Origin of the sequence: Hymenobacter psychrophilus (assembly GCF_900107135.1) — a bacterium.
In the GTDB taxonomy this organism is placed as follows: domain Bacteria; phylum Bacteroidota; class Bacteroidia; order Cytophagales; family Hymenobacteraceae; genus Hymenobacter; species Hymenobacter psychrophilus.
Window position 1 is genome coordinate 50,721 of sequence record NZ_FNOV01000003.1, and the last position, 14,261, is coordinate 64,981.

General features: G+C 61.4%; 13 protein-coding genes. 5 read left to right on the forward strand and 8 right to left on the reverse strand.

What is annotated here, in order from left to right; all coding sequences use genetic code 11:
- Positions 1–26: 26 nt before the first annotated feature.
- Entirely contained in the window at positions 27–3,209 is a 3,183-nt protein-coding gene (locus BLW21_RS05090) for an efflux RND transporter permease subunit (protein ID WP_092738383.1), read from the forward strand.
- Positions 3,210–3,391: 182 nt separating this feature from the next.
- On the opposite strand, the gene BLW21_RS05095 is transcribed toward BLW21_RS05090, so the two are convergent.
- Positions 3,392–3,670 carry a hypothetical protein gene (locus tag BLW21_RS05095; protein WP_092738384.1) on the reverse strand — a complete coding sequence of 93 codons (279 nt, stop codon included), beginning with the start codon at positions 3,668–3,670 and terminating at the stop codon, positions 3,392–3,394.
- Between the two features lie 185 nt (positions 3,671–3,855).
- Between BLW21_RS05095 and BLW21_RS05100 the strand changes: the two genes are divergently transcribed.
- Both BLW21_RS05100 and BLW21_RS05105 read left to right on the forward strand, forming a co-directional pair.
- A complete protein-coding gene (locus tag BLW21_RS05100) occupies positions 3,856–4,374 on the forward strand; it encodes a glycine zipper domain-containing protein (RefSeq protein ID WP_092738385.1) in 519 nt (172 codons plus the stop codon).
- A gap of 108 nt (positions 4,375–4,482) precedes the next feature.
- The gene (locus BLW21_RS05105; RefSeq protein WP_092738386.1) at positions 4,483–4,950 is read left to right on the forward strand and encodes a YybH family protein; all 468 of its coding nucleotides are present in this window, start codon (positions 4,483–4,485) and stop codon (positions 4,948–4,950) included.
- A gap of 81 nt (positions 4,951–5,031) precedes the next feature.
- On the opposite strand, the gene BLW21_RS05110 is transcribed toward BLW21_RS05105, so the two are convergent.
- From BLW21_RS05110 to BLW21_RS05120, 3 genes are all read right to left on the reverse strand, one after another.
- On the reverse strand, positions 5,032–5,448 hold the full coding sequence (locus tag BLW21_RS05110; RefSeq protein WP_092738387.1) for a DUF779 domain-containing protein: 417 nt from the start codon (positions 5,446–5,448) through the stop codon (positions 5,032–5,034).
- 34 nt (positions 5,449–5,482) lie between these two features.
- The gene (locus tag BLW21_RS05115; RefSeq protein ID WP_092738388.1) at positions 5,483–5,854 is read right to left on the reverse strand and encodes a hypothetical protein; all 372 of its coding nucleotides are present in this window, start codon (positions 5,852–5,854) and stop codon (positions 5,483–5,485) included.
- A 139-nt stretch (positions 5,855–5,993) separates the two neighbouring features.
- A complete protein-coding gene (locus tag BLW21_RS05120; RefSeq protein WP_092738389.1) occupies positions 5,994–7,520 on the reverse strand; it encodes an aldehyde dehydrogenase family protein in 1,527 nt (508 codons plus the stop codon).
- Positions 7,521–7,728: 208 nt separating this feature from the next.
- Between BLW21_RS05120 and BLW21_RS05125 the strand changes: the two genes are divergently transcribed.
- Both BLW21_RS05125 and BLW21_RS05130 read left to right on the forward strand, forming a co-directional pair.
- A complete protein-coding gene (locus tag BLW21_RS05125; RefSeq protein ID WP_092738390.1) occupies positions 7,729–8,658 on the forward strand; it encodes an AraC family transcriptional regulator in 930 nt (309 codons plus the stop codon).
- Between the two features lie 109 nt (positions 8,659–8,767).
- Positions 8,768–10,006, forward strand: a complete 1,239-nt coding sequence (locus BLW21_RS05130; RefSeq protein ID WP_245711816.1) for an MFS transporter — start codon at positions 8,768–8,770, stop codon at positions 10,004–10,006.
- A gap of 491 nt (positions 10,007–10,497) precedes the next feature.
- Here BLW21_RS05130 and rfbD read toward each other — a convergent pair whose 3' ends face one another.
- The 4 genes from rfbD to BLW21_RS05150 form a co-directional block, all read right to left on the reverse strand.
- Positions 10,498–11,364, reverse strand: coding sequence for a dTDP-4-dehydrorhamnose reductase (gene rfbD / locus BLW21_RS05135; RefSeq protein ID WP_092738391.1), 867 nt, complete (start codon positions 11,362–11,364; stop codon positions 10,498–10,500).
- Between the two features lie 47 nt (positions 11,365–11,411).
- Positions 11,412–12,359, reverse strand: a complete 948-nt coding sequence (locus BLW21_RS05140; RefSeq protein WP_092738392.1) for a TIGR03915 family putative DNA repair protein — start codon at positions 12,357–12,359, stop codon at positions 11,412–11,414.
- A 147-nt stretch (positions 12,360–12,506) separates the two neighbouring features.
- Entirely contained in the window at positions 12,507–12,698 is a 192-nt protein-coding gene (locus BLW21_RS05145; protein WP_092738393.1) for a hypothetical protein, read from the reverse strand.
- Between the two features lie 103 nt (positions 12,699–12,801).
- Positions 12,802–14,070, reverse strand: coding sequence for a putative DNA modification/repair radical SAM protein (locus tag BLW21_RS05150; RefSeq protein WP_092738394.1), 1,269 nt, complete (start codon positions 14,068–14,070; stop codon positions 12,802–12,804).
- Between the last annotated feature and the right edge of the window lie 191 nt (positions 14,071–14,261).

Here is a 14,261-nt window from a genome sequence, read left to right on the forward strand (position 1 = left end):
GTAAGCGCCAGAACAGCTCCAACACCATGATTGCAGAAACCTTTATCCGCCGGCCGGTTACGGCTATTGTTACCTCGCTGGTGCTGCTGCTGCTGGGCGTGCTGGCCATCCTGAACCTGCCGGTGGGGCAGTACCCCGAAATTACGCCCCCCACTGTGTCGGTGAACGGCACCTATACCGGCGCCGACGCCCAGACCGTGGAGCAAACCGTAGCCACGCCCGTGGAGGTGCAGGTGAACGGCACGCCGGGCATGACTTACCTGCAAAGCAACAGCACCAGCAACGGGCAGATGAGCATGACGGTGAACTTCGAACTGGGCACCGACGTGAACATTGCCGCCCTCGACGTGCAGAACCGCGTGGGCATTGCCCTGCCCACTTTGCCCCAGGAGGTGCAGCGCCTGGGCCTGACGGTGCGCAAGCGCAACCCGAGCATTCTGATGCTGGTGGCCCTGTACGCCCCCAAAGGCAGCCACAACAACACCTTTCTCGACAACTACGCCAACCTGTTTGTGAAAGACGCGCTGCTGCGCACCAAGGGTGTGGGCGACATCGTGAGCCGGGCCGACGACTTTGCGATGCGCGTCTGGCTCAACCCCGATAAACTCTCGCAGCTCGGCGTAACGGCCCAGGAGGTAACGGCCGCCATTCAGGAGCAGAACGCCCAGATTGCGGCCGGCTCGATTGGGGCCCCGCCCGCCAACGCGGGCCAGACCTTCGAGTACATTGTGTTCGTGAAGGGCCGCCTGAGCACGGCCGAGGAGTTCGGCGACGTCATCATCAAAACCCGCCCCGAAACCGGGGCCGTGGTCTACCTCAAAGACGTGGCCCGGCTGGAGCTGGGCAAGTTCAACTACGCCAACAACTCGTACGTCGATGGCAAGCGCGCCGCCTACCTGCTCGTGTATCAGGCCCCCGGCGCCAACGCCCTCGAAACCTACGACAACGTGCGCGCCACCATGGAGCGGCTCAAGCAGCAGTTCCCCACCGACCTCACCTACATCATTCCGTTCGAGGCGGCCACCGTGGTAAAGGTGTCGATTGAGGAGGTGCTGCACACGCTGGTTGAGGCGCTGGTGCTCGTGATTATCGTGGTATTCCTGTTCCTGCAGAGCTGGCGCTCCACGCTTATTCCGGTGCTGGCCATTCCGGTGTCGATTGTGGGCACGTTCATTTTCTTTATTCCGCTGGGCTTCACCATCAACACGCTCACCATGTTCGGTTTCGTGCTGGCCATTGGCATTGTGGTCGATGATGCCATTGTGGTGGTGGAGGCCGTGGAGCACAACATGAACGCGCGCAAAATGCCGGTGCTGGAGGCCACGCTGGAGGCTATGCGCGAAATTTCGGCGCCCGTTATTGCCATTGCCCTCATTCTGGCGGCCGTGTTCGTGCCGGTGGGCTTTATTCCGGGCATCACCGGGCGGCTCTATCAGCAGTTTGCCATTACCATCGCCATTTCGGTCGTGATTTCGGCCTTTGTGGCCCTTTCGCTCACGCCGGCCCTATGCGTGCTGCTGCTCAAGCCCCACGAGCGCACCCAGGAGTCGAAGGGCCTGGACAAGTTCTTTTTCAAGTTCAACCGCTGGTTTGAGCGCGTAACCGGCAAGTACGGCAAGGGTGTGCAGCGCGGCATCAAGCACGCGCGGCTGGTGGTTATTCTGCTCGTATGCCTGATTGCGGGCACCGGCCTGCTCTACGCCAACAAGCCCACGGCCTTCATCCCGACCGAAGACGAGGGCCGGATTTTCATCACCTACAACCTGCCCGAAGCCTCCTCCACCGACCGCTCGGTGGCCATGCTCAAAAACATCATGCACGAGCTCGATTCCATCCCGGGCATTGCGCACTACGCCGGTCTGGGGGGCCTGAACGTGATTAACTTCTCGTCGAAATCGAACAGCGGCACCATTTTCTGCCAGCTTAAGCCCTGGGCCGAGCGCGAAGACGAGGCCCTGCAGCTGCAGGGCCTGATGGCCACCGTGCAGCAGCGCCTGAGCAAGTTCAAGGAAGCCAACATCGTCGTGATTTCGCCGCCGCCCATCCCGGGCCTGGGCAACAGCGGGGGATTCTCGTTTATTTTCCAGGAGCGCGACGGCGACGGCAAAATTCAAACTTTCGACCGCAACCTGAAAGCGTTTCAGGCAGCGCTGGCCAAGCGGCCCGAAATCGTGCGGCCCTTCTCGTTCTTCACCGCCAGCACGCCCGGTTACCGGCTCACCATCGACCGCGAAAAGGCCAAGAAACTAGGCGTGTCGATTGCCGATATCGGCACGGCCCTGCGCACCTACCTGGGCTCGTCCTACGTCAACGACTTCACGCTCTACGGCCGCAACTTCCGGGTGGTAGCCCAGGCCGATTCGGGCTACCGGGGCAGCATCAGTAACCTGAGCCAGTACTACGTGCGCAACAGCAGCGGCGGCATGGTGCCGCTGAGCACCATTACGAGCTACGAGCGGGCCGAGTCGGCCCCGCTGATTTCGCACTACAACCTGTTCCGCTCGGCCGAAATCAACGGCAGCGCCGCCCCCGGCTACTTTTCGGGCGATGCCCTGAAGGCGCTGCAGGAAGTGGCCAAAGAGTCGTTGCCGCAGGGCTACGGCTACGAGTTTTCGGGCCTGACCCGCGAGGAGCAGCTGGCCGGCGGGCAGACGGTGTACATTTTTGGCCTCTCGCTGCTGTTCGTGTTCCTGCTGCTGGCCGCGTTGTACGAGAGCTGGTCGGTGCCGTTTTCGGTGTTGCTGGCCGTGCCGCTGGGCGCGTTCGGGGCCATCCTGGCCCTCACGTTCCTGCCCAAGCTCACCAACAACGTCTACGCCCAAATCGGCCTGATTACGCTCATCGGCCTCTCGGCCAAAAACGCCATCCTTATCATCGAATTCGCCAAGGAGCGGGTCGATAAAGGCATGCCGCTGCTGGAGGCCACCCTCGAAGCCGTCCGTCTGCGCCTGCGCCCCATCGTCATGACCTCGCTGGCCTTTATTCTGGGCGTGACGCCGCTGGTATTCGCCTCCGGCGCTGGCGCCATCAGCCGCCAAACAATAGGCTGGACGGTGCTCGGCGGTATGCTTTCGGCCACGCTGCTGGCCATTTTCATCGTGCCGGTGCTCTACGTGCTCATCACCCGCTTCGCCTACGGCAAAACCAAGCTGGCCGAACTGGAAGCGAATTACAAGCCCGATGAAGAGCACGGCGGCCCTGTAAACTAGCTGTGTCGTTCTAGCGTTGCGCCTCACCCCCTAGCCCCCTCTCCGAAAAAGGAGAGGGGGAACTAGCCACTAGTTTTCTAGTTTAATTTGGCTGCTCTAGTTTTAGAAACTACAAGCTAGTCCCCCCTCTCCTTTTTCGAAGAGGGGGCTAGGGGGTGAGGCGCAACGTGAGGGCGACGCAGCTACCCTACCGCCCACACCGCCGTTCCAACGGGCACGGCCGTAGCGCCTTCCTGCGTCAGCAGCAGCACGCGCATGGCGGGCTCCCCGGTGCGGGTGATTTCCTCGACGCTGGCCGTAGCGGAAATTTCCTGTTTGTCGGGCTGAATGAGTCGGACCGGCAGGCTTGTGTGCAGGGCTAGGGAGGCCAGGGTGTGGGCTGGCGCGGCGGGCAGTAGCAGCACTCCCAGGCCCGTCAGTACCCGGCTTTCTGCGACCTGAAAAAGAAAAGCAGTCTTCATGGGCTGAGATACGGAAAAGGCCTTACATTTGACTGTCAGGCACGCTTTTGGGTAGCTTGGCGGCAGCACCAAACCAGTACGGCCGCGCTTAACCCCGGCGGCGGAAGTTGCGTATTGGCATGGTGCTTGTAAACCGCTCTGTCAACCCGGGGCATCACCGCCCTTTCACTTTAGAATCATCCGCCATGAAAAAGGTTAGTCTGCTTCTCGCATTTGTCCTGTTCCTCACCACCGCCTTCCACGGCTTCGCCCAAGACCGTAAGGTTAGTTCCAGCGCCAAAGGTGCCGTGCTCGGTGGCCTGGGTGGTGCCGCCGCCGGAGCCATCATCAACAAGAAAAACCGCGTGGTGGGCGGGGCCGTAGGCGGCGCTGCCGGCGCCGGCCTCGGTTACAGCATCGGCCGCACCGCCGACAATAAGCGCCGCGCCGAAGCCGCCCGCGTGGCCGCCGCCCGCCGGGCCGAGGCTAACCGCCAGGCTTCTTACCGCTCGGGCATTGCCCAGGGTAAGGCTTCGGCCGCCCGTGCCAACGCCGCTACCATGGCCGCTGCCCCCGCTGCTGCCCCGGCCATGATGAGCAGCTTCGCCGCTCCTAACGCTGCCCCCGCCGCTTACGCCATGAGCTCGGGCTACCTGCCCAACGAGGCCTACGGCAAGCGCGAAGCCGCTTACCCCACCTCCGAAGTTCGTCGCAAGAGCTGGTAGTCCGGCCCGTTTGCGTAGTTTCAAAGCCCAGGTCTGCGGACCTGGGCTTTTCGTGCCTTAGGGCCCTTGCCTGCTTCACTTCTGATTTTTCTACCTAATCCTGTTCCCATGAAACGCATTTTTGGCCTCCTGCTCGGAGGTGCCCTGCTTGCCGGCTGCTCCCAAACCAAAACGGATGCCACCGCCGACGCCGTGAATGTGCAAAGCCTCAACCAACAGTTCATCGGGGCCTGGAACGCTAAAAACACCGTGCAGCTCGATTCGCTGCTGGCCGACGATGTGCAGTACGCCCAGGGCGCCACGCGCTTCAGCGGCAAAGCGGAGGTATCCGACAAATGGGTGCGCGCCACCATGGGCACTATTGCCGACCTGAAGCTCTACGGCACCAACTCGGGCAGCGGCCCGGCCATCGCCTACGAGGCCGGCACCTTCTCGACCGACGTACTACCCGAAATGGCCGACCAGCCCCGCGGCGAGGGCGAAGGCAACTTCATCCTGGTCTGGAAAAAGAACGCCAAAAACGCCTGGAAGCTCAGCTACGTGCAGCTCGAAGGCCTGCCGGTAAAGGTGAAATAAATCCCGATTTTCACAGCACCAAAACGCCCCGCCAGCTACTGCTGACGGGGCGTTTTGCGTTTCGGCAGACGTACTACTACACTACTGCGCCAGCTCCGGGCGGGTCAGGTATTCCTCCCCGTCGTAGACCGGGGCCATCTGCCTGGATTCTTCCTCAGTAAAAATCCGGGAGCGAATCAGGAACCGGACGCCGAGTGGGATTTCCAGCGAGAAGCTGGCTCCGCGGCCCTTCACCACATCTACCGTGAGCTGGGTGTGCTGCCAGTACTCGAACTGGGAGGCGCTCATGAAGAAGTCGCAGCCGTAAATCTGGCCCAGCCACACGTCGTTGGCTCCCACCCGGAATTCGCCCTTGGTAAAGCACATAGGCGAGGAGCCGTCGCAGCAGCCGCCACTTTGATGGAACATCAGGGGGCCGTTTTCATCGCGGAGCAGGTCGATGGTGGCTTCGGCGGCAGGCGTAACGAGGACGCGGGGAGTTAGGGCAGTTTCGGGCATAGGAGGGGAACAGGCCGGCCGGGACCGGGCGGTATCAGAGGAATTTAATGCTGGGTTGCGGCTGGGGTTGCGCGCCGCGGCGGTGGAAGCGGTAGTATTTGTTGGTGGTCCGGTCATGCAGAATACCGTGTCGCAGGTCGTAGGCAATTGCGGTGCGGGGGTCGTAAAAGCTCACTAGCGCCCCGGTTTCTCCGTCGTACACTCCGCCGCGCACAGCATCTTCAGTAGAGGCATTCCGGTCGGGTACCGACCAGACTTGCATACTAGGCATACCCGTGGGGGATTCGATTTTCTGCAATACCCAGTCGGGATTTTTAGCTTCCGGAACCGGGAACTGCTGGGCTGTAGCGGCGGCCGCGCTGCCTACCAGGCAGGCGGTCAGCAAGGGAGCGAAGAGGAAGCGCATAACGGTAACGGGTTGGTTAACAGCTATCAGAGAGACGCACCCCATGCGTAACTGGTTGCGCTGCAAACCAGAATGGTGAGCCGACACCCCGCCCAACGGCAGAACATCGGCTCACCATAGTTTCAGGCTACTTTATGGCCTAGAAGAAGCCGAGCTTCTGCTGGCTGTAAGAAATCAGCATGTTCTTGGTCTGGCGGTAGTGGCCGAGCATCATCTTGTGGTTTTCGCGACCGAAACCCGAGTTTTTATAGCCACCGAACGGCGCACCGGCCGGGTAGTCGTGGTAGCAGTTCACCCACACGCGGCCGGCCTGGATGGCGCGGGGCACCTGGTAGAGCTCGTGGGCGTCGCGGGTCCAGACGCCGGCGCCGAGGCCGTAGAGCGTGTCATTGGCTAGTTCGATGGCCTCGTCCATGTCCTTGAACGTGGTGACCGACACCACCGGGCCGAAGATTTCTTCCTGGAAGATGCGCATTTTGTTGTGGCCCCGGAACACGGTGGGCTTGATGTAGTAGCCCTCGGCCAGCGCCCCGTCTTCCTGGGTAAACGCCTCGCCGCCGCACAGCACTTCGGCCCCCTCGTCCTTGCCGATTTCGAGGTAGCTTAGGATTTTCTCGAACTGGTCGTTGCTGGCCTGGGCGCCCATCATGGTTTCCATATCGAGCGGGTTGCCCAGCTTGATGGCCTTCACACGCTCGACTACCCGGGCCATAAACTCGTCGTAGATGTCTTCCTGCACCAGAATCCGCGAGGGACAGGTGCAGATTTCGCCCTGGTTGAGCGCAAACATCACCGCGCCCTCAATGGCCTTGTCGAGGAAGTCGTCGTCGGCGTCCATCACGCTCTTGAAGAACACGTTCGGCGACTTGCCGCCCAGCTCCATCGTGACGGGAATCAGGTTTTCGGCGGCGTACTGCATGATGAGGCGGCCGGTGGTGGTTTCGCCCGTGAACGATACCTTGTTAATGCGCGGCGAAGAGGCCAGCGGCTTACCGGCTTCCAGCCCGAAGCCGTTAACCACGTTCAGCACGCCCGGCGGCAGCACATCCTGGAGCAACTCCATGAGCACCATAATGCTGGAGGGCGTTTGCTCGGCGGGCTTCATCACCACGCAGCAGCCGGCGGCCAGGGCCGGGGCCAGCTTCCAGGTGGCCATCAGCAGCGGGAAGTTCCACGGGATAATCTGGCCCACCACGCCCAGGGGCTCCTCAATAATAAGCGAGAGGGTGCTGCTGTTGAGCTCCGTAGCCGAGCCTTCTTCGGCCCGGATGACGCTGGCGAAGTAGCGGAAGTGGTCTACCACCAGCGGCAGGTCGGCCAGGGTGGTTTCGCGGATGGGTTTGCCGTTTTCCACGCACTCGACGGCGGCCAGGTGATGCAGGTTTTCCTCGATGATGTTGGCGACCTTGTTGAGGATGTTGCTGCGCTCGGTGGCCGAGGTTTTACCCCAGGTCAGGAACGCCTCGTGGGCCGCGTCGAGGGCCAGGTTGATGTCTTCCTTGGTGCTGCGGGCCACTTTGGTAAACACCTTGCCATCAATGGGCGAGATGTTGTCGAAGTACTGCCCTTTCACCGGCGCCACCCATTTGCCCCCGATAAAGTTGTCGTAATGGTCTTTGAATTTGGGGCGGTCGACGAGGGTAGAGGGCTTTTCGAGGGTTTCCATGAATAGGTGGGGTTAAAGATTTGATGATGAGTCAAATTACGGAGCATTTATCCCTAATTTGGTATAATATCCTCTCACAAACCCCGCATATTATCGCAATTTGTGAGTACTTACTCACCTAAATAACTGTTCGGGTTACACCATTGTTCCCTGATGTCCGGCTCTGGCCGGGTGCTCACTGCTCCATCCCGCTTTCCGCTTTTGCCTTATGGCCCACCTGCCCGCCCCCATTGCACTGCTCGCCCCCCACCAGCTCGGTACGCTGGTAGAAAACCGCACCGTGTACTCGCTGGATGCGTTTGAGCTGAGCGTGTTTGAGACCCACCAGCAGGCTTTGCAGGTGCCCCTGAGCCTGGGCCAGGTGGTGCTCACGACCATGCTGCGGGGCAAAAAGGTGATGCACCTGGCCGGCCGCGCCGCCTTCGAGTATTTGCCCGGTGAGTCGGTGGTGGTGGGTGAAAACGAAACCATGCACATCGACTTCCCGGAAGCCGACGCCGCCACGCCCACCCAGTGCCTGGCCGTGGCCATTCCCACCGACACCATTCGCCAGACGGTAGACCTGCTCAATGAGGAGTATCCGCGGGCCGAGGCCCACCAGCCCTGGCAGCTTGACACGCGCACGCCCGAGCACGCCCACTTCCACAACCCGCCCGAGCTGACCAGCACCCTGGAGCGCCTCGTGCAGCTTTCGCGCAGCACCGGCCGCATCAAGGACGTGCTGGCCAATTTCACTATTCAGGAGATGCTCGTGCGCCTGATGCAGACCCAGGCCCGGCAGCTGCTGTTCCACAACTACCGCCAGCACGCCACCTCCCACCGGTTCGCGGCCGTGGTGCAGTACGTCAAGCAGCACCTCACCGAGCCCATCACGGTGGAAAAGCTGGCCGGGCTGGCCTGCATGAGCAAGGCTACCTTCTTCCGGGTCTTCAAGCGCGAGCTGGGCCTGACGCCGGTCGAATTCGTGATTCAGGAGCGCCTCGCCGAAGCCAAGCGCCTGCTGTGCCTGCCCGCCGCTACCGTGGCCGATGTCTGCTTCCGGGCTGGGTTCAACAACACGGCTTACTTCCAGAAGCTGTTTAAGCAGTCGGAGGGCATTACGCCGGGCCTGTATAAGCGCCAGCGGGCGACCGGGTAACGGACCGGAAATAGGGGCATAAACCGGTGGCAACCTTTTGCGTCGCGAATAGGTTGGGTACGCCGTACCTTTGCCGGTCTGCCCCGCCCGGGGTGGCTTATTTTGTTACATGAGTGAATCTCTGACTGCCCCGGCCCCTATCCGGCCAACTTCCACTGCCCCGGCTACTGCCCCGCTGGCACCCTCCCAGGTCTGGCTGATGGCCATTACCTGCGGCTTCGTGGTGGCCAACCTCTACTACAATCAGCCGCTGCTGGCCGAAATCGGGCGCACCTTCGGGCTGGCCGAAAATCGCGTGAGCTGGGTGGCCACCGTTACGCAGGTGGGCTACACGCTGGGCCTGTTGCTGCTGGTGCCGCTGGGCGACAAGTGGGAGCGGAAGCGCCTGATTATGGGCCTGATTGTGCTGGCGGCCGGCTGCCTGGCAGTGGCGGCCTACGCGCCCACGTTCGGGGTACTGGTGGGGGCCTCGCTGCTGCTGGGCTTCTTTTCGGCCGTGCCGCAGCTGCTGGTGCCCATGGCTGCCTCGCTGGCTTCGGATGAGCAGCGGGGCCGGGTGGTGGGCAAGGTGATGAGCGGGCTGCTGATTGGCATTCTGCTCTCGCGCACCATCAGCGGCTACGTGGGGCTGCACTTTGGCTGGCGCACCATGTTTGCGGTGGGCACCGGCCTGATGCTGCTGCTGGTAGTGGTGCTGGGCCGGATGCTGCCCCGCAACCAGCCTTACTACGCGGGCAGCTACGGCAGTCTGCTTCGCTCGCTGGGCACGCTGGCCCGCGAGCTGCCGGTGTTGCGCCGCTCGGCGCTGGTGGGCGCCTGCCTGTTCGGCGGCTTCAGCGCTTTCTGGACCACGCTGGTGTTCTTTCTGGAAAGCGAGGCCTACGGCTACGGCGCCGACGTGGCCGGGCTGTTCGGCCTCATCGGGGCCACCGGGGCCTTCGCGGCCTCCTACGCCGGCAAGTCGGCCGACCAGCGGGGGCCGGGCTTTGCGCTGCGGATTGGGCTGGCGCTGTTCCTGGGCGGCTACCTGCTGTTGGGCTTCGGCGGCTACCACCTAGCGGGCCTGATTGCGGGCGTGGTCATTCTGGACGTGGGCCAGCAGATGGCGCACATCGCCAACCAGACCCGCGTATTCAGCCTGCGCCCCGAGGCCCGCAGCCGCCTCAACACCGTGTACATGACGGCCTGCTTCATCGGGGCCGCGTCTGGCTCGCTGCTCGGCGGCCTGGCCTGGCATCATTACCAGTGGCCCGGCGTGTGCGCCGTGGGCTTGGGGCTGGTAGCGCTGGCGTACGTGGCCAACCGGTTTTATGGGCGGCCGGCCGGCAATGAAACTGTAGTAAACTGAGTGAAATATGAGAGGTATTTCACTGGCAATTTCATTCGTCGTTATTACAATACATTTATAATGAAGAACATCGAATAGAATGAATAAGTATGCGTATTCTGATAGGGTTAGGACTTGTAGTAATTTCCGTATTAGTGGGTCTATTCCTTGGCTTTCAATTGGGCAATCGTACTCGGTGGTTTAAATCTTATTTCGAGGAGAGAGAGAACCGAGGGCAACGGAATATAGAATATGAGGCTGCTTATACTAATGCTATCCTGTTTAAAAACGAATTACGGAAGCAACCTCAACCTGATTCCATCTTCGCCCAAGAGCCTTTCTATCGGCAATTCATCCGAGTACTCAGACAAGATAGCGCTGGCGTTGAAGCGCTTTCCTTACCACGTCCGGGAGGAGTGGGCAACTATTACCTGATACGAGGAGATTCTATTATCCAATTACAGACGGGCAGCAGAAAGCTGCAAAAAAACTCATTCAGATAGATAGGCCGATTAAATAGAATCTTCCCCCAACCGCCCCATGCACTCCACCAGGCTCGCGCGCCAATGCGGAATGGCTAGGCCCAGCGCGGTTTTGGCTTTGGTCTTGTCCATCACCGAGAAGGCGGGGCGGGTAGCTTTGGTAGGATACTCGGCGGTGCGGATGGGCACGGTGCGGGTGGGCAGGCCGCCCAGCTCGAAAATGGCCACCGCGAAATCGTACCACGACGTGACGCCCTCGTTGCTGTAGTGGTACAAGCCGTAGGCGGTGCTGCCCGACTCAATAATGTGCAGCAGCGCGCCGGCCAAATCAACGGCGTAGGTGGGCGTGCCCAGCTGGTCCCAGATGACGCGCATTTCCTCGCGCTCCTGGCCGAAGCGCAGCATCGTTTTCACGAAGTTGCCGGCGTATTCGGAGTAGAGCCAACTGGTGCGCAGGATGAAATACTGCGCGGTGTGAGTCGGAATCACCTGCTCGCCTTCGAGCTTGGTGAGGCCGTACACGCTGATGGGCGCGGTTTCATCGGTTTCCAGCAGCGGCTCGTTGCCGGTGCCGGCAAACACGAAATCGGTGGAAATGTGAAGCATCGTGGTCCCGAACTCGCCGCAGAGGCGGGCCAGGTTTTCGGCCCCGTCGCGGTTCACCTTCCGGACCAGGTCCACCTCGTCCTCGGCCTTATCGACGGCCGTGTAGGCGGCGCAGTTGATGATGTAGGCCGGGCGGTGCTGCTCAAAGGTGGCCCGCAGCGTCTCCTGGTTCAGGATGTTCGCCTGCTCTTCGGGCAGGAACACGATATCGATGAAGCTGCGCTCCTGGGCAACGTACTGCAGGCACTGGCCCAATTGGCCGGAGCCGCCGAAAACGAGGGTTTTGTTCATAAGAGCTAAAGGGAGTGGCCGCAAATTACGGCTTTCCCGCTTCCCTCCTATCCTTGCGGCTCGCCGCCCGCGCCCAACGCCGGGCCGCCGGGCTGCACGGGGCGCTTGTTGTTGATGGGCTGGAAGGGCCGGGCGCGGGGCTGCTTTTCGCTCAGGTACTTCCAGTAGCGCAGGGGCATGTGGCGGCGGTGCAGCTTCATGTTCTTGCGCTCCGGGATGTTCACATGGTCGAAATACGCCTGCCAGAGCACCTGAAACAGCGGCTCCCGCTCGTCGAGCACGGTGGCCGATACAGCGGCGCGGCGCTGGGGCGCGGTGTCGGCGTCGAACTGCACGATGTCGGTGCGGTGCAGGTCGTAGTAGAGGCCGTAGGAGCGGCGGCGGTCGAAAATCAGCCAGCGCTGGTCGGCGTAGCGGGTGGTGAAGTGGGGGGCGATGAGCGGCAACACGTCGAAATCGGGCTCAACGGTGGCGTGGAACAGCCCGTCGCTCGTCTTCTCGAAGCGCACGAAGGCCTCCATGCGGTGCTTTTCGCGGTACATCTGCTGGGCCAGGCGCTGCACCCGGCGCACGTTGTCGTCGGTGTAGTTCTCAGCAATGTCGCGGCCGGCGCGCATGGCAGCGTCGGCGTAGCGGAACACCAGCAGCTCCCGGTTGGCATCCTCGCTCAGAAACACATGAAACAGCCGCGTACGGGCCTCTTTGTCCATATATTTCAGCAGCCCGTCCCAGACGCGGGCGGCAGCCGTTTCGTCGGTGTCCACTTCTACCGGTTGGGCAAACAGGCCGCCCTGCACCGCGCCCAGCGGCTGAATGCTGTTGGGCGCCGCCTTGCGGTCGTACACTTGGAAAACCACCGACAGCAGCCCCTCGAATGAGCCGTCGTAGGCATAGTCGAGGGGCAGTTGCGTGAGCTCGGGGGCGGCGCGGCGACGGGTAGTGGCGGTGGCTACTGCTTCGGAGGTCGAACGGCGCGGAACAAGGGATCGGGACATGGGCAGAAACGGTCGACCACGCGCCCCGGGAACCCAGGGCTGAAGCCCTGGGCTAGTCAGCGGTAAAGTATAAGGAGAAAACCCGCGGTGGCAGTTTCGCTGCGTAGCCCAGGGCTTCAGCCCTGGGCACCTGGGGCCAGGCGCTGCCTATGCGGCCCGCCGGGGCTGCCGGAACTTGCCGTTGTTGCGGGCCGCCTCCTGATGCATGCGCAGCACCACCGGCAGCAAATCGGCGAGCTTACAGCAGCAGGCCACCCGGGCTACTTTCAGCGGGGTGGAAGTCGGCGAAGAGGCAACGGCAAAATCTTCAGCGGCGGCGGTGCGGTGCGAAACAGTCATCGTTAGAGCTTAGTAGTTGGTGCGTAGTGCTTAGATGGTAGTACACAGTATGCCGGCAGCTTCGAACTAGCTAAGCACCACGCACTAATTACTAAGCTCTAAATCAAGAGGCTTGGGCAAATAAATCGAGTTGCTGGGTGACGAGGGCGGAGCGCACGGAGCCGGCCCCGAACAGAATCTGGCGGCGGATGGTCTGCTCGTCGTAGTCGCGGCGCTCCAGGGCCTGGCCGCGGCAGGTGAGAAAGAACTTGGCCCGCTTGAGCACCACGCCGAACTTGTGCAGGTGGTCGAGGCCCAGCGGCGTGAAGCGGCGGGCCGCCACAATACGCTTGGCCGAACGGGCGCCCACACCCGGAATCCGCAGAATCATCTCGTAGTCGGCCGTATTCACATCGACCGGGAACACGTGGCGGTTGCGCAGGGCCCAGGCCAGCTTGGGGTCCACTTCAAGGTCGAGGAAGGGATGCGCCGGGTCCAGGATTTCATCGGCCTGGAAGCCGTAGAAGCGCATGAGCCAGTCGGATTGGTAGAGGCGGTGCTCGCGGATGAGTGGCGGCTGCGTAACCTGGGGCAGGCGGGCGTCGTCGGTGATGGGAATGTAGCCCGAGTAGTATACCCGTTTCAGGCCGTAACCCTTATAAAGCGAGTCGCTGAGGTTGATGATTTGCAGGTCGTTTTCGGCTGAGGCGCCCACGATAAGCTGGGTGCTTTGGCCAGCAGTGGCGAACTGGGGCACCTTTTTGAAGAGCGCCTTCTCTTCCTTGGTGCGGATGATGCCGTCCCGGATCTGGGCCATCGGGGTGAGAATCTCCTCATAGTTTTTCTCGGGCGCCAGGTTCTGGAGCGCCATTTCCGAGGGCAGCTCGATGTTCACGCTCAGCCGGTCGGCGTACAGCCCGGCCTCCTGAATCAGTTCCTCCGAAGCACCCGGAATAGCCTTTACGTGGATGTAGCCGTTGAATTTGTGCTCGGTGCGCAGCTTCTTGACGATGCGCACCAGCCGCTCCATCGTGTAATCGGGCGAGGAGAAGATGCCGCTGCTCAGAAACAGGCCCTCGATGTAGTTACGACGGTAGAAGTTCATGGTCAGATCCACCACTTCGTCCACGGTAAAGGCGGCCCGCTTCACATCGTTGCTTTTCCTCGACACGCAGTAGGCGCAGTCGAAAATGCAGTGGTTGGTGAGCAGAATCTTGAGCAAGCTCACGCAGCGGCCGTCTTCGGTGTAGCTGTGGCAGATGCCCATGCCCTCGGCGTTGCCCAGGCCTTTGTCCACGTTTTTGCGCTTGCCGCCGCTGCTGCTGCACGACACGTCGTACTTGGCCGCGTCTGCCAATATGCTTAGCTTCTCCTGAATGCGCTCTTCGTTCATAAGGCCGATTTATGGCTTAAAAATAGTTTTTATCGCGCATACACGCAAGCTTTATAAGACTAATTACGTTGGAATCGTTCCGAATTTCAGCCGTAAAGCAGGGTTGTTTTATAGGTTGTTCGCAAGGGCACGTTCGCGCCGCTTCACCGCTGCAGGGGCGCAGCTAAGCCCCGCCCCTACCTGGTTCTGCT